Consider the following 21,453-nt stretch of genomic DNA (forward strand, 5'->3'; position numbering starts at 1 on the left):
TCGTGCCGCTGGGGCGATGGGGGTCCCCCGCGCGAGCGAAGCCGAGCGAGGGGGAGGGGGCGCGGGCGGCAACCGGCAAGCGCCGGTGAGCGTCCCCACCCCCAGCTCAGCCCTCGGCGACCGCAGCTTCCAGGGGCGCCTCCTGCTCCATCGCCCCGCTGCGCGGCGGCAGCAACGCCAGCACCGCCTCCCGGTCCACCTCGCTCGTCGCGTCGTCGTACGGATCCGGAGTCGCCGGCACCTGAAGCCGCAGCACCGGTCCGTGCCCCAGCCGCGCGTACCCCCGCCCCGGCGGCACCTGGGCCAGCGGTGTCGTGTGCGGCGGAGCCCCCAGCGCCGCCGCCAGCTCGTCCGGCAGCGCCGGTCCCAGGACGACACGCGCGCGTGCGTGCTGTCGTACCGCCTCGCTCAACGCGTCCGCGCTGTCGAGCTGTTCGGCGACCACCACCGTGACGTTGGCCGCGCGGCCGTGCTGGAGGGGGACCTGGAGGAGGGCCTGCGGGTCCTTGTGGCCGTCCGCCGAGGCCAGGTGGACGAAGGCGCTCGGGCGGTCGAGGAGGATCCACAGGGGCCGCCGGCAGTCGTCCGGCGGCGGATGGCCCGCCTGACGTGCGCGGCTGAGCGCGATGAGCCGCCGCTCCGTCTCGTTCGCGGCCCACTCCAGGCTGGCCAGCGCCCCGGCGAGCCCGCACTCCACGGCCAGGACCCCGTCCCGGCCGGCGAGGCACATGTACTCGCCGGTGCCGCCGCCCTCGACGATGAGGACGTCGCCGTGCTGGAGGGCCTGCAGGGCGACCGAGCGCAGCAGGGTCGAGGTACCGCTGCCGGGACGGCCCATGACCAGCAGGTGCGGTTCGGTGGAACGGGCGCCGGTGCGCCAGACGACGGGCGGCACGTCACGCTGCTCGTCGCCGTACCCGAGCGGAAGCGTGCGCTGGACCTCGCCGGGGTCGGTGAACCCGAGGACCGTCTCGCCCGGCGCGGTGACGAAGCGCTGGGCCGCGATGTCGGTGGGCAGCGGGGCGAGGACGGTCACCGTGAGCCGGTTGCCCTCCTCGTCCCACGCGAAGTGGTACTCGCGGCCTCGCCCGGACTTGGCGGTGAGGAGGTTCTCGATCCGCGCGCGGGCCTGGGGCTCGCCGTCCGGGAAGTACGCGGGGTAGCGGAGCAGCAGCTGGCCGAGCCGGCCCGCGTCGTCGAACTCGTGGGCGAGGAAGGCCTTGTCCCACTCCCCGCCGTGTGCGTACAGCGGCGCCGGGTCCTCGGCGGCCGAGAAGTACGGCACCAGGGCCTCGTACAGGGACTGGAGCCGCTGGGTCTGCGACTCGTCGGGGCCCTCCGGCGGGGACGGGGTGCGGTCACGGCCCTGCCAGGCGCTCGCCGCCATCAGGGTGATGACGGCGAGCAGCGGTCCGTAGGGCACCAGCGCCACGACCAGGACGACCGAGGCCACCAGGAACAGCAGTGGCCCGCGCTTGTCCTTGGGTGTCTCCGCCCATCTGCGCCGCCCGGCCGAGGCCAGCCTGCTCAGCCCGCGGGTCACGGTGATGAGCGGGTGGAGGACGTCGGTGGCGCTGTCGGCGGCCGTCCGGGCCAGCTCCCGGCTCCGGGCGAGCTGCGCGCCGCCGTTGCTCAGAATGCGGGGGAGAGGGCGCCGGGCCACTGCTGTCTCCTCACGGTGCGTACGGGCGGGTGGGGCGTCAGAACTTGATGCCGCCGAGCAGGCTCGCCAGGCTCTCGCCGCCTGCCTTGATGCTCGGTGCGATGGCCGTGCTGGCGAGATAGAAGCCGAAGAGCGCCGAGACCGTGGCGTGCGACGGCTTGAGTCCGTCCTTGCGGAAGAAGAGGAAGACGACGATGCCGAGCACAATGACGCCTGAGATGGAGAGGATCATTTGAGATCTCCTGGTGTCGAAGGGGGACAGTCACCATGAGTTCTTCCAGGATCACAGCAGGTATCCATACTATTAAAGGTGCAAATGGGTGAAACTCGGCTTATTTCACCCATTTGGTGGATCATTCCGGTTCCGTGTCGGCCGGACCGGTCGCTTCGTGGCGCGGGAATGTGATCGTTCGGCAGGGTTGCGGTGATCTTTACCTCGGGCAGATCCGGTCATGTGCACCCTGAGCCAGTACGCTGGCGATTCACTCGTACGGACCCGCGGCCCGCCCGTTGCCGTACGCTCCCCCAGTCCGTGATAGTCCCCGCAGCGCACAGGAGAGGCGGTCCGGCCGATGAGCGAAGCCCCCGACCCCGAGGTCGTGGAGCTGGCGACCAAGATCTTCGATCTGGCCCGCCAGGGGCGGACCGAGGCGCTCGTGGCGTACCTCGACGCGGGCGTTCCGGCCAACCTCACCAACGACCGCGGCGACTCCCTCGTGATGCTCGCCGCCTATCACGGGCACGCCGGGGCGGTGCGTGAGCTGCTCGCCCGGGGTGCCGAGGCGGACCGGGTCAACGACCGAGGTCAGACGCCACTCGCCGGAGCGGTCTTCAAGGGTGAGACGGACGTGGTCAAAGTGCTGGTGGAGGCCGGCGCGGACCCGGCGGCGGGCACTCCCTCGGCCGTCGACACCGCACGGATGTTCGGCAAGGTGGAGGTTCTGGAACTGTTCGGTACCTCCTGACCCATCTGTTCTGACCAGCTAAAACACACAAAACGGGGGAGGCGGTACAGGGCCGCCGAAATTTCGGTCGCGGCAGGTCGAAGTGCCGGGTCATCATGACGTCGTGATTCACGGACGCGATGGCTGGGCAGGTGTTGCCGCACCACGCGGGCCGTGATGCGGCCCGCATGGGCCACTGACGAGAGGCAGAGAGAAATGGTCTACAGCAAGCAAGAGACGGCGGGCGCTCCGACGTTGTGTCACGCGGCCAGGTAGTGCGTGTTCTCCGGTTGCGTCGACGCTTGATGTGAGGCTGTTTCCCATGTTCGATCCGGTCATAGCGCCCAGCGGTACGCTGCTCGGCCTGCTTCAGCGGGGCCGTGGCGACGGCACGCTGCACGCGCTCACCGCCCCGCGCGCCGAAGCGCTCGCGGCGCTGAACCACTGTGTGCTCCACGACCCCCGCCATGACTGGCAGGTGGAGAACCGCTCCCTCTACTACGCCCGGCTCTACCTCGACCTGCACGGCGAGCTGGACGCCATCGAGGCGCACCTCTTCGATCCCGAGGACGTCCTCGACTCCGAGGAGTCCCGCACCGGCCTCGCGCTGGCCGTGCTCGGGCACCTCGCCTCCTACGGCAGACGGGACGCGCTCGTACTGCTGCGCAGGTACGCCGCCACCGGCTCGAACTGGGCCTGGGCGCTGGACGAGCTGGCGCTGCGCGACGACGACGCGGGCCTGCGTGCCCTCGCCGCCCCGGTGCTGGCGCGCTTCGGCACGGACGCCGAGGGCGAGGCCGAACTGGCCGCCGCCGTACGGGACGCCTTCGAGCCACGGCCCTGGCGACTGTGGGCCGAGGATCCCCGTGACCCGATCGCCACACGCGTGCGTGCCGCGCAGGAAACCGGCTGTTTCGATCGCTGGCAGCGCCAGATGCGACCTACCGGGCCCCGTCCGGGGTGGAGCGTGCGGGCCGTCTTCGAATGGGCCCAGCAGGGCGTCGAGCGGGGCGCGGCCCTCCATGTGCCGGCCGCCCGCTGCCTGGTCGCCGTCGCCGGACCCGAGGACCGGCCGGAGATCCTCCAGGCCGCCAAGGACGGCACCGACGGAGCCCGCTGCACCGCCCTGCGCTACCTCGCCGAAAGCAACGACCCCGACGCGCTGAACCTGATCGAGACCGCGGTGGCCGACGGCACGGCCACCGTCGTGGAGGCCGCCGTCGACGCCTTCGAACGCATGCGCAGTATCGCCGCCGTCGACCGCGCGCGCGGCTGGGCCCGCCGGCCCGACGCCCTCGGCGCCGCCGCCGGCCGGATGCTGGCCTGCCGGGGCGGAACCAAGGACAGCGAACTGGTCCTCGCCGCGTTGCGGGAGGCCGTACGCGGCGAAGGCCCCGACGCGCCGACGCTGTGGACCCTCGTCGACGGCACCGGACGCCTCGGCATCGTCTGCGCCGCCCCCGTCCTGCGCCACGTCTACCGCGAGACCGCCTCGTCCCACCTGCGGGGCCGCGCCGCCCGTGCCCTGGCCGCCACCGACCCCTCCTTCGCCACCGGCTTCGCCGTCGAGTGCCTGTGGGACTGCGAGGAGACCACCCGCGAACTCGCCGCCCGGCACGCCGAGACCGGTGACGCCCGGGTCGTCGAACAGCTCCGCCGGCTCGCCGCCGACCCCGCCGAGGAGGCGGAGGTACAGACGGCCGTACGCAGCCGGATCGGACCGGACACGGCCGCCATGTGACCTGTCACTGCGACGGGCGACTGCTTCACCACGGGAACCACGGGGGATCCCGTACACGTTCCATCCACGGAAGTCCGCCCGTCGGGTGAACAACCGGTGACCGTCGGGTCGGCCGGGCATGGACGCCGGTTGGCCCGCTCGGGTGTGCAGGGCAACGCTCATGGGACGTTTAACCATCGGAAAGATCCACTTTGACGCGGCCACGTCCAGCGCGGCGACAACACCGGTATGCGTGTCGTCATCGTGACCGAATCCTTTCCCCCCGATGTGAACGGCGTGGCCCACTGCGCGCTCCAGACCGCCCGACACCTCGTCGATCGCGGTCACGCTCCCCTCGTCGTCGCTCCGGCCCCCGCCCCCGGAAACAGGCTCGCCGCGGCCGCCGCGCCGTGCCCTGTCGTCCACGTCCCCTCCCTTCCGCTCCCGGGCTATCCCCAGGTCCGTGTGGCTCTCCCCAGCCGCAAGCTCGCCGCCGCCCTGATCGAGCACCGTCCCGACGTGGTGCACCTGGCCAGCCCCTTCATCCTCGGCGTCCGTGGCATGGCCGCCGCCGCCCGGCTCGGCATCCCGGCCGTCGCCGTCTACCAGACCGACCTGGCCGGATACGCCCGCACCTACGTGGGCGCCGGCGAGGCGGCCGCCTGGCGGCGGATCCGGTCCGTGCACGGCGCCGCCGACCGCACCCTCGCCCCGTCCACCGCCTCGATCAGCGACCTGGAGGCGCACGGCGTGCCCCGGATCCAGCTGTGGCAGCGCGGCGTGGACACCGTCCGCTTCCGACCCGGGTTCCGCGACGAGGCGCTGCGCCGCGAGATCGCCCCGAACGGCGAGGCCATCGTCGGCTATGTCGGCCGCCTGGCTCCCGAGAAGCAGGTCGAACTCCTCGCCGGGGTCTGCGGTCTGGAGGGCGTGAAGGTCGTGATCGTGGGCGACGGACCCGCACAGGCCCACCTCACCGAGGCGCTGCCCGGCGCGGTCTTCCTCGGCCGCCGCACCGGCGACGACCTCGCCCGGATCTTCGCCTCGTTCGACGTCTTCGCGCACACCGGCCCCTTCGAGACGTTCTGCCAGACCGTCCAGGAGGCCATGGCCAGCGGCGTCCCGGTCGTCGCGCCCGCCGTCGGCGGCCCGATCGACCTGGTCGACCACGGCCGCACCGGGTTCCTGGTCCCGCCGCGCGATGCCGGCGCCGTACGGGAGGCGGTGGCCTCCCTCGTCGCCGACGCCGGGATGCGGGCCGCGTTCGGCCGCGCCGCGCGGGCCACGGTCGAGGGCCGCACCTGGGCCGCCGTCGGCGACCAGCTCATCGGCCACTACGAGGACGTGCTCGCGGCGCGCCGGCCGGTGGTGGCGGCATGAGCGTCACCTCGCCGGGACCCCTGCGCATCGTCCGGCTGGCCAACTTCGTCGCCCCCGCCTCCGGCGGTCTGCGCACCGCGCTGCGCGAACTCGGCAAGGGCTTCGTGGCGGCCGGGCACGAGTCCGTCCTGATCGTGCCGGGCGAGCGCTACTCGGACCGGGACGAGGAGCAGGGCCGGGTCATCACACTGCCCGGCCCGCTGCTGCCCGGCACCGGCGGCTACCGCGTGCTCGTCGACAGGAAGCGCGTGCAGACCCTCCTGGAACACCTCGCCCCGGACCGCCTCGAGGTGTCCGACCGCACCACCCTGCGCTGGACCGGCCGCTGGGCCCGGCGCGCCCGGATCCCCGCGGTGATGGTCTCCCACGAGACCGCCGACGGAGTCCTGCGCACCTGGGGCATGTCGGAGAACATGTCCCGGCGCACCGCCGACGCGCTCAACATCCGTACGGCGCACACGTACGCGCGCGTGGTGTGCACCACCGAGTTCGCCGAGCGCGAGTTCATCCGCATCGGCGCGCGCAACGTCGTACGCGCTCCTCTGGGCGTGGACCTGGCAGGCCGCCACCCCTCGCTGCGCGACCCCGACCTGCGGGCCCGGTACGCGCGGGAGGACGAGGCGCTGCTCGTCATGTGCTCGCGGCTGTCCGTGGAGAAGCGGCCCGGCACCGCCATCGACACCGTGGAGGCGCTGGTACGGCGCGGCCGCCGGGTGATCCTCGTCGTGGCGGGCGACGGGCCGCTGCGGGAGCGTCTGGAGCAGCGGGTGCGGGAGCGCAGGCTGCCGGTGACCTTCCTGGGACATGTCTCCGACCGGGACAGCCTGGGCGCGCTGCAGGCGTCCGCCGACGTCGCCCTGGCGCCGGGGCCCGCCGAGACGTTCGGGCTCGCCGCTCTGGAGGCCATGGCCTGCGGGACGCCCGTGGTCGCCAGCGCCTCCTCCGCGCTGCCCGAGGTGATCGGTTCCGCCGGGGCCACCGCGGCCGACCGTGGCGAGGCGTTCGCCGACGCCGTGGAGATGCTCCTGGAGCGGCCCGGTGCCGAGCGCCGGGAAACGGCGCGCGCGCGTGCGGAGTGCTTCGGCTGGGGCACGGCCGTGGAGGCGTTCCTCGCCGCGCACGACGCGCCGGTTCTGTCCCGTCGTGACGAGAGCGGAACGACGGCACCGGTCCGTCGTGTCGTGCCGGAGGGCGTGGCATGAGAACGGTTCGCTTCGTGGCGCTCGGGGACTCGCTGACCGAGGGCGTGGGCGACCCCGCCGGCGACGGGTGGCGCGGCTGGGCCGCGCTGCTGGCCGGCGGGCTCGCCGCGAAGGAGGTGGAGTTCACCAACCTCGCGGTCAGCGGGGCGCAGACCCGGGACGTGCTGGAACGCCAGACCCCGGCCGCACTGGAACTGCGCCCCGACATCGTCGCCGTCGTCATAGGCGTCAACGACACCCTGCGCTGCACCTTCGACATCCACGCGGTGGCCGAACGGCTCGACAAGGTCTACGCCGCCCTGACCGCGCAGGGCGCGACCCTGCTCACGGCGTGCCTGCCCGACCCCGGTGCGATGTGGGGACTCCCGGGCGCCCTGGCCCGTCCGCTGGCCCGCCGGGGGCGTGCGGTCAACGCGGTGGTGCACGCCCTGTCCGAGCGGTACGGGGCCGTCCACCTGCACGCGTCGGAGGGCGCCTGGCTCACCGACCGCGAGATGTGGAGCGCCGACCGGCTGCACCCGTGCGAGCGCGGGCACCGGCAGCTCGCCGTCCGCTTCCACGCCCTGCTCGCCCCGCTGGGCATGGCGACGGGGACGGCGCCGTCCGCCGAGCCCGAGTTCCCGCCACCGACGAAGAAGGCGAGCCTCTTCTGGCTGGCCACGGCCGGCACCGCCTGGGTGATCAGGCGGTGCCGCGACCTGCTGCCCCAGCTGCTGCGGCTGGCCGTCGACGAGATGCGGCACCGCCGCAGGGGCACCAGCGCCCGCCTGGACCTGAGCGCCTCCGCCGCGGTCTCCGCCGCGCTGGCCGCCCTCCAGCCGCCGGAGCGGCCCGCCGACGCCGCGTGAGGACGACGAGGTCACACGGACGACGCACCCGGCGAGGCCGCCACGGCGGTTCAGCGCCGGCGTACGGCCACGAAGCGGACCGGGATGCCCGGGACCGCCTGGGCCGCCGCCGGGAGGTCGGCGGCCCGGACCACCGCGATCACCGGATAGCCGCCGGTGGTCGGATGGTCGGCCAGGAACACCACCGGACGGCCGTCCGGCGGCACCTGCACGGCGCCGAGGACCATGCCCTCGCTGGGGAGTTCACCGGGACGGGCCCGCTCCAGGGCGGGCCCTTCCGTGCGCAGCCCGATGCGGTTGCTCGCCGACGACACGCGGAACGCGCGCGAGGTGAACGCCCGGACGGCCTCCGGCGTGAACCAGTCGGCCCGCGGGCCCGGCGTCACACGGAGCACGAGTTCCGCCGGCGGGGACGGCTGCGGTACGACGTCCACGCGCGCGTGCGGTCCCCAGGGCGTGCCCAGCGGCAGCACCGTGCCGTCCGCCAGCGGAGCGGGACCGAGCCCGGAGAGCAGATCCGTGGCCCGGCTGCCGAGCACCGGCTCCACGGCGATCCCACCGGAGACGGCCACATAACTCCGTACGCCGGAGCGGGCCGCGCCCACTTCCAGCAACTCCCCGGCCGGCACCACGACGGGCGCGCCCCAGGCCGCCGGACGCCCGCCCACCGTGACGGCGCACGGCGCGCCGCCGACCGCCACCACGACGGTCGACCGCGGCCGCACGGCACACCCGTTGAGCGTGGTCTCCAGGACGGCCGCGTCCGGGGCGTTGCCCGCCAGCCGGTTGACCAGCGCCGCGGCGGGTGCGTCCAGCGCCCCGGAGCGGGGCACCCCCAGATGCGCGTACCCGGGCCGCCCCCGGTCCTGCACGGTGGTCAGCGCGCCGGCCCGTACCACGACGAGCGCACGGTCCGTCATACGTCCCCCACCGGCACGAACCGCACGCGCGTTCCCGGCGTCAGCAGCGCGGCCGGCACGCGCGCGTGGTCCCACAGCACGGCCTCCGTCGTCCCGATCAGCTGCCAGCCACCCGGCGAGGAACGCGGGTACACGCCGGTGTACGGCCCGGCCAGCGCCACCGCGCCCGCGGGCACCGCGGTACGCGGGGTGGCCCGGCGCGGCACGTCGTAGCGATCCGGTAGCCCGGTGAGATAGCCGAAGCCGGGCGCGAAGCCGCAGAAGGCGACCGTGAACTCGGCGCCCGCGTGGATGCGGGCCACCTCCCGTTCCGGAACCCGCCAGTGGGCGGCGACCTCGGCGAGGTCAGGGCCGTCGTAGCGCACGGGCAGCTCGATCGCCGCACGCGCGTGTGGGGGCGCGGGCGGGACCACGGCGGTGGCCAGTTCGGTGGCGAGGCGGGCCGGGTCGTCGAGGCCGTCGAGCAGGACCGTGCGGGCGGCGGGCACGATCTCGCGGACCGTCAGCGCGCCTTCCGCACGCCGGCGCAGCAACTCGGCGTGCAGGGCCTGGGCCTGCGCGCCGGAGCCGACCTCGACGAGCAGGGCGTCGTCGCCGACCAGGTGGACCGTCAGGGGCATGGCTTCGGCCGTGGCCGACTGCGTGCTCGTGCTCCCGCCCACGTTCGTGCTCGTGCTCCCGCCCACGTTCGTGCTCGTGCTCCCGCCCACGTTCGTGCTCGTGCTCATGCGAAGGCCGCCAGGGTCACGCCCGCGGCCGCGAGCCTCGCGCGCACCCTGCGTGCCAGTTCCACCGCGCCCGGGGTGTCGCCGTGCAGGCAGAGCGAGCGGGCACGCACCGCGATGCGTGCGCCGGAGTGCGCGGTGATCGCGCCGGAGCGCGCCAGTTCCACCGAGCGCTCCACGACCGCCTCCGGGTCGCTCACCACCGCGCCCTCGTGCCCGCGCGGGACGAGCGTCCCTTCGTCGGTGTACGCGCGGTCCGCGAACGCCTCCGTGACGGCCGGCAGCCCCGCTTTCTCGGCCAGCGCCAGCAGCCGGGAACCGGGCAGCCCCAGAACGGGCAGCGAGGCGTCCGCGAGGAGCACACCGTCGACCACCGCGGCGGCCTGCTCCTCGTCGTGCACGACCCGGTTGTAGAGCGCACCGTGCGGCTTCACGTACGCCACCCGGGCGCCGGCGGCCCGGGCGAAGACCTCCAGGGCACCGATCTGGTAGGCCACCTCGGCCGCCAGCTCGGCGGGCGGCACGTCCATCGCGCGCCGCCCGAACCCCGCCAGGTCGCGGTAGGACACCTGAGCGCCGATCGTCACCCCGCGCCCGGCCGCCAGCTCGCACACCCGCCGCATGGTGGCCGCGTCCCCCGCGTGGAAGCCGCAGGCCACATTGGCGCTGGTCACGACGGACAGCAGCTGTTCGTCGTCGGTGAGCCGCCAGCGGCCGAAGCCCTCGCCGAGGTCGGCGTTCAGGTCGATCGAGGTCATGGATGCGCTGTCTCTCCTGTCAGGCCACGCGGTACTGCTCGTCGCGGGCGTCGCTGATGAACATCTGGCCCGGTGCGTGCGTGATGGCGAACGGCGGCCGGGAGGCCGTCACCGCCGCCTGCGGGGTCACCCCGCAGGCCCAGAACACCGGGATGTCGTCCGGATCGGCGTCCACCGGGTCGCCGAAGTCGGGCCGGCCGAGGTCGGCGATGCCGAGCGCGGCGGGATCGCCGCAGTGCACGGGGCCGCCGTGCACCGCCGGGAGCAGACTGCTCTCCCGGATCGCGGCCGACAGGTGCTGCGGCGGGACCGGGCGCATGGACACCACCATCGGCCCGCGCAGCCGACCCGCCGGACGGCACGGCCGGGTGGTCACGTACATGGGCACGTTCCGGCCCTGTTCGACGTGGCGGATCGGCACTCCGGCCCCGGCCAGCGCCCACTCGAACGTGAAGCTGCACCCGAGCAGGAACGACACCAGGTCGTCGCGCCAGTGCGCGCGCACGTCCGTCGGCTCGTCCACCAACTCCCCGTCCCGCCACACCCGGTAGCGCGGCAGGTCGGTGCGCAGGTCCGCGCCCTCCGCGAGTTCGGTGCCGGTCGCACCGGCGTCGGTGACGTCGAGCACCGGACAGGGCTTCGGATTGCGCTGGCAGAACAGCAGCATGTCGTACGCCCAGTCGGCGGGCACCGAGATCAGGTTGGCCTGCGTGTGACCGGACGCGACCCCGGCCGTGGGGCCCGTGAGGCCCGCCCGGAACCGGGCCCGGGCACTTCTCGGGCTCCACGCGTGCGCGTGCTCGTCGACGAGGGTGACGGGCAGGTCTTCCGCGGGGCGGGCGACAAGGAGATCTTCCGTACGGTTCACGCCAGTTCCTTCCCGCGCGTCTCCGGCAGCCCGAACAGAGCCAGGGCGGCGAGTGCGTAGCCGGCCGCGCCGAAGACCAGCGCACCGCCCACGCCCCAGCTGTCCGCCAGGAAGCCCACCAGAGTGGGGAAGACCGCGCCCACCGCGCGGCCCGCGTTGTACGTGAAACCCTGGCCGGTGCCGCGCACCGCCGTCGGGTACAGCTCGCTCAGGTACGAACCGAAGCCGCTGAAGATCGCCGACATGCAGAAGCCGAGCGGGAAACCGAGCACCAGGAGCAGGGTGTTGGCGCCGCCCGGAATGTTCGCGTACGCCAGCACGCAGACCGCCGACAGCACCGCGAACAGCCAGATGTTGCGACGCCGGCCCAGCCGGTCGGTGAGGTAACCGCCGGTGAGATAACCGAGGAACGCTCCTGAGATCAGGAAGGTCAGATAGCCGCCGGTACCGACGACCGACAGGCCGCGCTCGGTCTTGAGATACGTCGGGATCCAGGTCGCCAGCGTGTAGTAGCCGCCCTGGACACCCGTGGACAGCAGGCCCGCGAAGACCGTGGTGCGCAGCAGTCCGGGGGCGTCGGCCGTGCCCGGCCGGAAGATCGTGGCGAACGAGCCGCGCCGCGGGCTCCGTTCGCGTACCGCGACCGCCTGCGGGGCGTCGTGCACCCGGCGGCGCAGCCACACCACGAGGAGCGCGGGCAGCGCGCCGGTCCAGAACATCACCCGCCAGGCCAGGTCGTCGCCGACGAACGAGAAGACCAGCGTGTACACGATCGCGGCCAGGGCCCAGCCGACGGCCCAGGAGCTCTGGACGGCGCCCAGCGTCCGGCCGCGGTGGCGGGCGCTCGCGTACTCGGCGACCAGGATCGCGCCGACGGCCCACTCGCCGCCGAAGCCGAGGCCCTGGAGCGCGCGGAACACCAGCAGGGTCTCGTAGTTGGGTGCGAAGCCGCAGGCCACCGTGAAGACCGCGTAGGCGATCACGGTGATCATCAGCGCGCGGACCCGGCCGACCCGGTCCGCGAACACGCCCGCCGCGGCGCCGCCCACCGCGGAGACCACCAGGGTGACGGTGGTGAACAGGCCGGTCTGGCCGCTGTCCAGGCCGAAGTACGCCGCCAGCGCGACCATGCTCAGCGGCAGGGTGAAGTAGTCGTATGAATCCAGGGCATATCCACCGAAAGCTCCGGCGAACGCGCGCCGGCCGCGCGGACCGAGGGCGCGCAGCCAGCCGAACGCGCCGTCCTCGGCAGGGCGTTCACCCTTGCCCGGGTGCGCGTCGGAGGTCAGGGCCTGCGGTGGAGGAGTCGTGCTCATGGGCACCTCGCAGATGAGGGACGGAGGGTGCGGGGACTGAGCAGTGCGGGGCCGTGCCAAGGGCCGTGTCGACGGCCGTACCAAGGTGAGCGTGATGAGCACCGTAGAGGATCGTTCAACGATCCTTCAATACCCGCGTTGTTTCGTTCCTGTGTCTGCGGTTGAATTCGGGCATGGCAGAGCAGCTGACGGGACTGGCCGACGACCGCGCCCTCCTCGGGCGGACCAGCACCGCGGAACGGGTCTCCGACATCCTCAGGAGCCGGATCGCCGACGGTTACTTCCCGCCAGGCACCCGCCTGTCCGAGGACGGCATCGGCGGCGCGCTCGGCGTCTCCCGCAACACCCTGCGCGAGGCGTTCCGGCTGCTCACCCACGAACGCCTCCTGGTCCACGAACTCAACCGGGGCGTCTTCGTCCGGGTCCTGACCGTCCAGGACGTCGAGGACATCTACCGCACCCGCGCCCTCGTCGAGTGTGCCGTCGTACGCGGCCTCGGCGACCCGCCGTACGCCCTGGAGAGCCTGTCGACGGCGGTCGCCGAGGGACGGTCGGCGGCCACCGCGGATGACTGGAAAGCAGTGGGTACGGCCAACATTCACTTCCACCGGGAACTGGTCGCCCTGGCCGGCAGCGAGCGCACCGACGAACTGATGCGCAGCGTCTTCGCCGAACTCCGCCTCGCCTTCCACGTGGCCGACGACCCCCGTGCCCTGCACGAGCCGTACCTGGCCCGCAACCGGGAGATCCTGGAGTCGCTGCAGGCCGGTGACAGGCCCGGGGCGGAACGCCTGCTGGAGACGTACCTCACGGACTCCCTGGAACGAGTGGTGGAGGTCTACCGCCGCAGGGTGGGCGAGGACAGCGCCCCATAGGGGCGCGGGGCTGTGTTGAATGTGCGGCTCCCGCCGCGTGGGCGCGACCAGCCCCCACCGGCCCGCACCCGGACAACCGCCCTGCAGTACCCGGCCCCACCGGCGGAGCCACCCGCGTCGTTTGGGCCGATGTCAGACCCAGGACCTAGTCTGTGCACCGTGACTTCGCCTGCATCGACGGACAGCGTGCCGCCCCAGCTCAGCGCGGGGCCGCGCCCCGCGCCGGGCCCGGCCGCCGACGAGGGGCTGGCGCGGCGGCTGCGCGCGCTCGCCTGCACGGCGCCGCTGCACGACCTCGACGCACGCAAGGCGAACCTGGCCGGCGAGTACTCGGTGTACGGCATGGCCGAGGTGGCCCTCTCCGCCATCGACCTGGTCACCCTCAACATGGACTTCGACACCGGCGCCGACCACGAGCAGATCGTCGCCCGGCTGATCCCGCGCATCTCCGCCCAGACCCCGCACCGCCCCGTCGCCGAGCACGAGCGCGTGGCCCGCTGGGTCCTGGAGAACCTGATCAACGTCGGCAGCGTCGACCGCGGCTTCCGCGCGGTGTACGGCACCTTCGCGCCGGACGGGTCGTACGTCCGCCGGGACTACGACTTCAAGCTCATCGAGGAGGTGCCCGGCCCGGGTGGCACGGTGTACCTCCGTACCACCGACGAGGCGGTCAACGTCCTCGTCGGCGCCCTCGACACGGACGTCACCAGCGCGCAGATCGCCGCCGAGGTCAAGCTGGAGGTGCTGATCAACCGCGGCCGGCTCGCCGACGCCCAGCTCGCCGCGGAGCAGGCCCGCTACCGGACGGTGCAGTACTCGGAGAGCCTGCGCCGGGCCCTGGAGGCCACCCGTCGCAACGTCCGCGCGGTGGACTGGCTCAACGCCGTCCCCGACATGATCGCCGAGGCCCTGGACCACGTGGCCGACCGGTACCGGCACGAGAACGCGATCCTCACCAACATCCGCAAGGCCCGCGACGAGACCGAGGAGCCCGAGAACAAGCGGCGCGCCGCCGAGCTCGTCGACATCGTCAAGGACTGCATCCGACGGCACACCCAGTTGCAGTCGCGACTGCTGGAGGCGGGGCCGCTGTTCCGCGCGGAGCAGGACCGGCAGGCGTTCGCGACACCCATGACGACGTCGGGGACGGACCTGTACGGGCACCTGCTCGCGCCGCTGCTGCCGTTGCCGCTGGAGCAGGCGAGCCGGGTCACGGGGGCGTTCTTCGCGCGCGGGACCGGGCTGCGGACGCCGGTGTCGGTGCGGGTGGGCGACCTTGTCGACATATTGCTGACGCCGCCGGTGGAGCGGGAGCACCTGGGTGCGGAGATGCCGGAGCCTGACCTCATCGCCACGCCGGACGACAGCCGGTTCAGCGAGGAGCAGCTGGCGGACGCCATGCGGCTGCTGGACCTCCCGGCAGACGCGCCGCGAAGGTTGTCGGGGCTGCTGGCGGAGGCGCGGCGCGTGGGGGGCGAGGACCTGGCCTACCTCGTTGCTCTCCTGGCGGTGCACGCTGCCAGCCCGGCTGTCGGTACCGCCTATCGGCAGGGTGAGGAGAAGCTGTTGTTCGCGGTGGACGACGGCACGGAGTTGGACGACCCCGGTTTCGGGGGTGCGGATCTCATCGTGGGGACGGCTTTGCTGGATGCGGTGGGGATGGCTGCGGATCGGACCGAGGCCGCGTGATGTCGTGTGCCGGGTGCGGGTCCGTTGTGGCCGGTCGCGCAGTTCCTCCCCCAGCCTTCGGCCGGGGGTACCCCCAGCGCCCCTGAAGGGGCGCACCAGTGCGTTCCTGTTTTCAAGATCGAGGAGTTGTCGTTGTGAGCGAGTACGTCGAGGCTGAAGCGGCTGTCGCGTCGGCGAGTGCTGCCGTCACGCCCGCCGACGCCGCCGACGCGGCTCGGCTCGTCGCCTTCGGGCTGCAGCCCAAGCTGCAGCCCGCGCGTGATCAGGAGTACACCGAGCTGCTGCGGCGCTATCGGGAGGACCCGCCGTTCGCGCGGCTCGCCGATGCGGTCGCCGCCGGGCTCGGGCTCGTGGTGCTCGAGGTGTCGCCCCGCGCGGGCATGGCCGTGACCGCCGCCGAGGACTCGGTGTTCGCCGTGCGCATGGGCGACTACGCGCGTCGTACGTCCGCGGACGGCAGCGACCGGTTCCTGCACGGGCTCGCCCATCTCGCCGTCGCCGCGCTGGCGTTCCCGCGCCCCGAGGACCTGGCCGACGACGGCTACATCGGGCGGATCACGGTCAACGGCGTCGACGCCTTCGTCCGGCAGGCCTGCCGGCGGCTGGAGGAGCGGGCCGAGGCGGCGGGGGAGAACACCGACCCGGCGACGGACGCGCCCGGGCTGGAGGCCGCCTGGCGGATCTGGGCCAGACGCAGCGCGACCGGCGCCACCAAGGACGCTCGCCGGCTTGCCGGTTCGACCACCGGCATCATCGGCAAGGCGGTCGTCTTCCTCACCGAGTCCGGGTTCCTCCAGCGCACCGGCGACGACCAGGGTGGCACGTACCGCACGACGGCCCGCTACCAGCTCCAGGTGCGCGACATGGCCGGCAGCGCCGCCATGGCCGAGCTGCTGGAGCTCGGCGTCGTCCCGGTCACCGACGGCACGGCCAGCCTGCTGCCCGCCGCCGACACCGAGGACCTGGACCTGGTCCCCGACGCCGGTCTGCCGTTCCACTCCTGAGCCGTTCCTGAGCCGTCACCACCCTTTTCCCACGTCTTACGAGAGTCCGCCATGTACGAGCTGTCCCGGGTCCGCCTCTACTCCATCGGGCCCGCCGGTGCGCGCTACGCCGACACCGTGCTGGACCTGCGGGGGGTCGGCGAGCCCGTGCCCGACCCCGCCCCCACCCAGGCGGAGTTCTTCGAGGAGGAGCCGGTCGGACCGCCGCGCCGGCCCGCGCCCGCCGGCGTGCTCTTCCTGGAGAACGGCGGCGGCAAGTCGGTGCTCCTCAAGCTGATCTTCTCGGTGATGCTGCCCGGGCACCGGAACACCCTCGGCGGCGCCAGCTCCGGCGTGCTGCGCAAGTTCCTGCTCGCCGACGACTGCGGGCACGTCGCCCTGGAGTGGCAGCACACGCTCACCGGCGAATGCGTGGTCGTCGGAAAGGCGAGCGAGTGGCGGGGGCGGCAGGTCTCCAACGACCCGCGGAAGTTCGCCGAGGCCTGGTACTCGTTCCGGCCCGGCCCGGGGCTCTCGCTGGACAATCTGCCGGTCGCCGAGTCCACCGCCGTACGGCCGCCCGTGGAGGGCACCTCCGGGGCACAGGGACGGCGGCGCACCATGAAGGGCTTCCGGGACGCCATCACCGAGGCCGGCAAGGCCTACCCGCACCTGGACGTGTACTGGGAGGAGATCCACGACCGCTGGATCGAGCACCTCGGCGAGCTGGGCCTGGACCCTGAACTCTTCCGCTACCAGCGCGAGATGAACGCCGACGAGGGCGAGGCAGCCGGCCTGTTCGCGGTGAAGAAGGACTCCGACTTCACCGACCTGCTGCTGCGGGCCGTGACCGACACCCGGGACACCGACGGACTCGCCGACCTGGTCGGCGGCTTCGGCAACAAGCTCGGGCGGCGCGCCGAGCTGATCGCCGAGCGGGACTTCACCGCCGGGTCGGTGGACCTGCTGGGACGGATCGTGGAGGCCGCGGAGGCGCGGTCCCGCGCACGTGACATCCACGCCGGCGCCGAACGCCGTACGCGTGCGCTGGCGCGCCGGTTGTCCGCGCGGGGCGTGCAGGAGCGGGTACGCGCCGCCGACCTCGCCCAGCGGGTCACGGCCGCCGCCTACGCCGTCACGCACTCCGAGGGCGCCCGCGAGCGCAGCGCGCTGATCGCCGCCGAGCTCGCCTACCGGCACGCCTCCCTGGCGCTGGCCGTCGGCGAGAAGTCCGCCGCCGCACAGAAGCGCGAGCTGGCCGACGCGCGCACCCTGCACTCCGCCTGGCAGGCCGCCGAGGCCGTGCTGCGGCACCGTGCCGCCGCCGACCGGGTCGCGCGCGTGGCCGCCGCCATCCAGGAGGCCGAGCGGGACGCGGCCCCCGCTCTCGCCGCCCGCGCCAAGGCCGCCGTCGAACTCGTACGGGCCCTGCACGGGGCCGCCGAGAGCGCCGAGCACCTCGCCAACGAGGAGGAGGACCGGTCCGCCGCGCTCCAGGAGGTCAGCGACACCGCGTACCGGGACTCGACCTCCGCCGCCACCGAGGCACAGCGCGCCCGCAGTGAGGCCGGGCACCTCAGGCAGCGGCTCGGCGAGGTCGAGCAGGAGACCGCCGAAGCGGTCCGCGCGGGCTGGCTCGACGACAGCGCCCCGGACGCCGACCCGGCCCGGGCCGCCCTCGCGGCGAGCGACGCCGAGAAGACGGCCGTGGCCGCCTGGGACGCCGCCCGTGAGGCCTCCAGCAGGGCGAGCGAGCACGCGCGCGAGGCGGCCTCCGCCGAGTCCCGCGCCGAACTCACCGCCGCCCGTGCGGCGGACGCGGCGACTGCGGCCGAGCGGACGTACGACGCCGAGAAGCGCCTGGCGGAGAGCCTCGCGGCGGAGGAGAGGCTCACCGAACTGCTGGGTCTCACCGGCTCGCGCACCGCTATTCCGCGGCCCCGCCACCAGGGCGGCGACGACACCCTCACGACCCTCACGCCCGAGGAACTCGACCGGTTCGCGGACGAGTTGCGGGAGCTGCTCGACGACGCCGTCGGGTCCGCCGAGCGGCAGCTGTTCGAACTGCGGACCGCCGCTGCCGACGACTCCCGGATCCTCGGCGCCCTCGGCGACGGCGGGCTGCTGCCGCCGGGCCCCGACGTGCTGGCCACCGTCGAGTTCCTCGGCGAGCACGGCATCCCGGCACTGCCCGGCTGGCGCTACCTCGCCCAGGCCGTCGACCCCGCCGACCACGCACGCGTGCTGGCCGCCCGCCCCGAACTCGTCGACGGCGTCGTCATCACCGACCCCGACACGCACGCCCGCGCCCGCGAGGCGCTCACAGAGGCGGCCCTGCTGCCCCGCTCCGCCGTGGCCGTCGGCACCGCCGCCGCCCTGCTCGCGCCCACCCCGGCCGCCGACGCCACCCCGGGTGACGTGTTCCTCGTACCGCCGAACCCGGCCATGCACGACGAGCACGCCGCCGACGAGGAGCGGCAGGCACTGCGCGCGCGGGCCACCGAGCGGGACGAGGAGATCCGCACCCTCGCCGCGCGGCTCGGCAAGGACCGCGAGCTGGCCGCGCGGCTCGCCTCCTGGCGCACCGGCTGCCCGGCCGGACGGCTCGTGGAGCTGGCGCAGGAGGCCCGGGACGCGCGGGTGTTCGCGGAGGAGTCCGAGGCCGAGCTGGCCGAGGCGCGGACCGTGCGGGCCGAGGCCGAGGAGGCGGCCGCCGAGGCCGCGCAGGCGCGCGACGAACGGCAGGAGGCCGCCCAGCGGGCGCGGCGCGCGGCCGACGCCCTCGCCGGCCTCGCGTTCCGGCTCCGCGAACGCGCCGGCTGGCAGGTCAAGCTGCGCGAACTGGCCGACGATGCCACCGAGTCGGAGGCCCGCGCCCAGTCCTGCCTGGAACGCGCCCGCGTCGCCGACGAGGACCGGCGCGCCGCCCAGCGCGCCGCCGACGACGCCCGCCGCACCGCCCGTGCGCTGCGTGCCGAGCGCTCCGAGATCGCCGGTGCCCCCGACGACATGCCCGAGACCGACGCGGACGCCCCCAAGTCCTCGTCCTCCCTGCCCGCCCTGCGCGAGGCCTACCGGGCCGCCTCGCAGGTGTACGAGAAGGTCGGCGTCGGCGCCGACCTGCGCGCCGAGCAGGCCCGCTCGGAGAGCGACGAGAGCGCCGCGCTCGCGGAGCTGGAGCGGCTGACCAACAAGGTCCGCACCCGCGCGGAGCAGCTGCTCCAGTCGCCCGACGGCTCCGACGGCCCCTCCCGGCAGGCCGCCGCGGCCCGCGCGGAGGAACTGGTGCAGCTCCTGGAGACCCGCATGTCGACCGCGAGCGAGCAGCTCGGGCGGCTCCGCGGCGAGGCCGAGCGGCACGCCCCCGAGGACGGCGAGGCGCACACCGAACTGCCCGCGGAGCTCCAGCCGCGCGACGCCGAGCACGCCCAGGCACTGCTGCGCACGGCGACGGCCGAACTGGCAGCCCGCACCGAGGCGCTGGCCCAGGCCCGGGAGGCGCACGCCGAACTGCTGGACGCACACCGCGCCGCCGAGGACGCGGCGGGCGGCTTCGAGGAGACCGCCGCCATGCTCCGCGACCTGCTGCGCGAGCACACCGCCGACGAGGAGCAGGAGGAGCCCGAGCCGTACCCCGGCAGCCTGGAGGAGGCCCGGCAGTCCGCCGCCGAGGCCCGCAGGTCGCTGCGCGGCTGCGCCGGTGACCTGTCCGCCGCCGAGGCCGCCGTCCGCGAGGCGAGCGACGTCCTGGTACGGCACGCCAACGCCACGCGGTACGAGGCGGTACGGACCCCCGCGCGCCAGCAGATCAGGGAACTGCCCGCCTCCGCGCTGCCCGAACACGCTCAGAAGTGGGCGGACGCCTTCGCGCCACGGCTTCGGGTGCTGACCGACGAACTGGCCCAGCTGGAGCGGAACCGGGACTCGATCGTGGACCGGCTGCGGGGGCTGGTCGAGTCCGCGCTCGCGACCCTGCGCTCCGCCCAGCGGCTCTCCCGGCTGCCCGAGGGGCTCGGCGAGTGGTCCGGGCAGGAGTTCCTCCGCATCCGCTTCGAGGAGCCCGATCAGGCCACGCTCACCGAGCGGCTCGGCGAGGTCGTCGACGAGGCGACCCGGGCCGCCGTGAAGAAGAACTCCGATCTGCGGCGGGACGGAATGTCCCTGCTGTTGAGGGGAGTCGCGGCCGCGCTTCAGCCGAAGGGCGTCGCCGTCGAGATCCTCAAGCCGGACGCGGTACTGCGCGCCGAGCGGGTGCCGGTCGGGCAGATGGGGGACGTGTTCTCCGGTGGGCAGCTGCTGACCGCCGCCATCGCCCTGTACTGCACGATGGCCGCCCTGCGCTCCAACGACCGGGGGCGGGACAAGCACCGGCACGCGGGGACGCTGTTCCTCGACAACCCCATCGGGCGCGCCAACGCGACGTACCTGCTGGAGCTTCAGCGAGCCGTCTCGGATGCGCTGGGCGTACAACTGCTGTACACGACCGGGCTGTTCGACACGACGGCACTGGCCGAGTTCCCGCTGGTCATCCGGTTGCGGAACGACGCGGACCTGAGGGCCGGCCTGAAGTACATCAGCGTGGAGGAACATCTCCGGCCCGGGCTGCCGCAGCAGCCGCAGGCGGGAGAGGCCGTGCACAGCGAGATCACCGCCACACGGATGTTCAAGAAGCCGTCAGCCTGACGGACGGTCCGGTACGGCACCGGACACGGCGGCCTCAGGGGTGCGACAGCTGCCCGGCCTGACCGCCCCGCCGCCGTATCCGCTCCTGCTCGCGCTCGGCGGCCCGCTTCTGCCGCCGGGCCGCGCGCCGTTCGCGGCGGAGCGTACGGGCCGTGCTGCTCGGCTCGGAGACCACGCCGTAGCGCTGGTTCCACACCTGACGGGTCACCAGGACGTCGACCGCGCTCCAGGTGGCCACCACCGTGCTCACCACGCTGCTGATCACCATCGGGAACGCCAGCCAGGACTCCGCCATCGTGCAGAAGAACGCCACCATGGCCAGCATCAGCGTGACAGCGATGATGATCACCGACCGCACCGCCGCCGTCCGCACCGGATCCGGCATCCGGTATCGCTTGGCAGGCTCCTCGACCCACAACGTCCGGTACTGCGCCTGCTGTTGCCGCACCGTCGAGTGCGTGGCCGCGCCGTCCTCGGGCGCCAGGCGCCGCTCAGCCGTCCCCATCAACGTGTCACTCCCCACCGCCGGCAAGCCCTCGCACCGGTGTCCGACGACCCCGGCTCCCCAGTGGCTGCCCGGCTTGCGCTGTTTTACGCCGCCCGGATGCGAGATGCGGCTCGTGTGGCCGAATCCGCACTCGTCACCTGTCTACAAGGACGAACGAACTCGCCCGATGATTCCCAACCAGCGAAAAATTCCGGCCAACTGATCCTTCGTGCCGTTCCCGCCCCACTCGCGTGAAGTCGACGCGATCGCGGTGACAATCTCCCGCAATGCCCGGACAACTCCTCCTGTCTGTCCGTCATGTCTCGGCACCGAGGCGGAAGTTCACCGTCCGGACAGTTCTTCGAGTTATCCCTGTGACGGTAGTAGGCTCG

General features: G+C 73.6%; 17 protein-coding genes. 9 read left to right on the forward strand and 8 right to left on the reverse strand.

What is annotated here, in order from left to right; translation table 11 throughout:
- Positions 1-106: 106 nt before the first annotated feature.
- Positions 107-1,663 carry a hypothetical protein gene (locus ACFY0P_RS31860; RefSeq protein ID WP_388920747.1) on the reverse strand — a complete coding sequence of 519 codons (1,557 nt, stop codon included), beginning with the start codon at positions 1,661-1,663 and terminating at the stop codon, positions 107-109.
- A 37-nt stretch (positions 1,664-1,700) separates the two neighbouring features.
- Positions 1,701-1,895, reverse strand: a complete 195-nt coding sequence (locus ACFY0P_RS31865) for a hypothetical protein (RefSeq protein WP_189268091.1) — start codon at positions 1,893-1,895, stop codon at positions 1,701-1,703.
- 340 nt (positions 1,896-2,235) lie between these two features.
- Between ACFY0P_RS31865 and ACFY0P_RS31870 the strand changes: the two genes are divergently transcribed.
- The 5 genes from ACFY0P_RS31870 to ACFY0P_RS31890 all read left to right on the forward strand — a co-directional run bounded on the left by ACFY0P_RS31870 (position 2,236) and on the right by ACFY0P_RS31890 (position 7,757).
- Positions 2,236-2,628, forward strand: coding sequence for an ankyrin repeat domain-containing protein (locus tag ACFY0P_RS31870; protein ID WP_388920750.1), 393 nt, complete (start codon positions 2,236-2,238; stop codon positions 2,626-2,628).
- Between the two features lie 301 nt (positions 2,629-2,929).
- A complete protein-coding gene (locus ACFY0P_RS31875) occupies positions 2,930-4,348 on the forward strand; it encodes a HEAT repeat domain-containing protein (protein ID WP_388920753.1) in 1,419 nt (472 codons plus the stop codon).
- A gap of 228 nt (positions 4,349-4,576) precedes the next feature.
- The gene (locus tag ACFY0P_RS31880; RefSeq protein WP_388920756.1) at positions 4,577-5,707 is read left to right on the forward strand and encodes a glycosyltransferase family 4 protein; all 1,131 of its coding nucleotides are present in this window, start codon (positions 4,577-4,579) and stop codon (positions 5,705-5,707) included.
- The gene (locus tag ACFY0P_RS31885) at positions 5,704-6,909 is read left to right on the forward strand and encodes a glycosyltransferase (protein ID WP_388920759.1); all 1,206 of its coding nucleotides are present in this window, start codon (positions 5,704-5,706) and stop codon (positions 6,907-6,909) included. The genes ACFY0P_RS31880 and ACFY0P_RS31885 overlap by 4 nt, the downstream gene beginning before the upstream one ends.
- A complete protein-coding gene (locus ACFY0P_RS31890) occupies positions 6,906-7,757 on the forward strand; it encodes an SGNH/GDSL hydrolase family protein (protein ID WP_388920763.1) in 852 nt (283 codons plus the stop codon). Before ACFY0P_RS31885 ends, ACFY0P_RS31890 begins: the two co-directional genes overlap by 4 nt.
- Positions 7,758-7,807: 50 nt before the next feature.
- On the opposite strand, the gene ACFY0P_RS31895 is transcribed toward ACFY0P_RS31890, so the two are convergent.
- The 5 genes from ACFY0P_RS31895 to ACFY0P_RS31915 form a co-directional block, all read right to left on the reverse strand.
- A complete protein-coding gene (locus ACFY0P_RS31895; protein WP_388920766.1) occupies positions 7,808-8,677 on the reverse strand; it encodes a biotin-dependent carboxyltransferase family protein in 870 nt (289 codons plus the stop codon).
- Entirely contained in the window at positions 8,674-9,297 is a 624-nt protein-coding gene (locus ACFY0P_RS31900) for an allophanate hydrolase subunit 1 (RefSeq protein ID WP_388920882.1), read from the reverse strand. The genes ACFY0P_RS31895 and ACFY0P_RS31900 overlap by 4 nt, the downstream gene beginning before the upstream one ends.
- Before the next feature lie 104 nt (positions 9,298-9,401).
- Positions 9,402-10,160, reverse strand: coding sequence for a LamB/YcsF family protein (locus ACFY0P_RS31905; RefSeq protein WP_388920769.1), 759 nt, complete (start codon positions 10,158-10,160; stop codon positions 9,402-9,404).
- A gap of 19 nt (positions 10,161-10,179) precedes the next feature.
- Complete coding sequence (locus ACFY0P_RS31910) at positions 10,180-11,028, reverse strand: putative hydro-lyase (protein ID WP_388920772.1); 849 nt, start codon at positions 11,026-11,028, stop codon at positions 10,180-10,182.
- Positions 11,025-12,344, reverse strand: a complete 1,320-nt coding sequence (locus tag ACFY0P_RS31915) for an MFS transporter (RefSeq protein ID WP_388920775.1) — start codon at positions 12,342-12,344, stop codon at positions 11,025-11,027. Before ACFY0P_RS31915 ends, ACFY0P_RS31910 begins: the two co-directional genes overlap by 4 nt.
- Positions 12,345-12,517: 173 nt before the next feature.
- On the opposite strand from ACFY0P_RS31915, the gene ACFY0P_RS31920 reads away from it, so the two are divergent.
- The 4 genes from ACFY0P_RS31920 to ACFY0P_RS31935 all read left to right on the forward strand — a co-directional run bounded on the left by ACFY0P_RS31920 (position 12,518) and on the right by ACFY0P_RS31935 (position 20,574).
- Complete coding sequence (locus ACFY0P_RS31920; RefSeq protein WP_388920778.1) at positions 12,518-13,219, forward strand: GntR family transcriptional regulator; 702 nt, start codon at positions 12,518-12,520, stop codon at positions 13,217-13,219.
- Positions 13,220-13,378: 159 nt separating this feature from the next.
- Positions 13,379-14,908, forward strand: a complete 1,530-nt coding sequence (locus ACFY0P_RS31925; protein ID WP_388920781.1) for a hypothetical protein — start codon at positions 13,379-13,381, stop codon at positions 14,906-14,908.
- A gap of 134 nt (positions 14,909-15,042) precedes the next feature.
- Positions 15,043-15,912, forward strand: coding sequence for a hypothetical protein (locus ACFY0P_RS31930; RefSeq protein ID WP_388920784.1), 870 nt, complete (start codon positions 15,043-15,045; stop codon positions 15,910-15,912).
- Positions 15,913-15,963: 51 nt separating this feature from the next.
- Positions 15,964-20,574 carry a hypothetical protein gene (locus ACFY0P_RS31935; protein WP_388920787.1) on the forward strand — a complete coding sequence of 1,537 codons (4,611 nt, stop codon included), beginning with the start codon at positions 15,964-15,966 and terminating at the stop codon, positions 20,572-20,574.
- Positions 20,575-20,608: 34 nt separating this feature from the next.
- On the opposite strand, the gene ACFY0P_RS31940 is transcribed toward ACFY0P_RS31935, so the two are convergent.
- Positions 20,609-21,079 carry a hypothetical protein gene (locus ACFY0P_RS31940; RefSeq protein WP_388920790.1) on the reverse strand — a complete coding sequence of 157 codons (471 nt, stop codon included), beginning with the start codon at positions 21,077-21,079 and terminating at the stop codon, positions 20,609-20,611.
- Between the last annotated feature and the right edge of the window lie 374 nt (positions 21,080-21,453).

This window comes from Streptomyces sp. NPDC001714, from assembly GCF_042892755.1.
GTDB lineage: Bacteria > Actinomycetota > Actinomycetes > Streptomycetales > Streptomycetaceae > Streptomyces.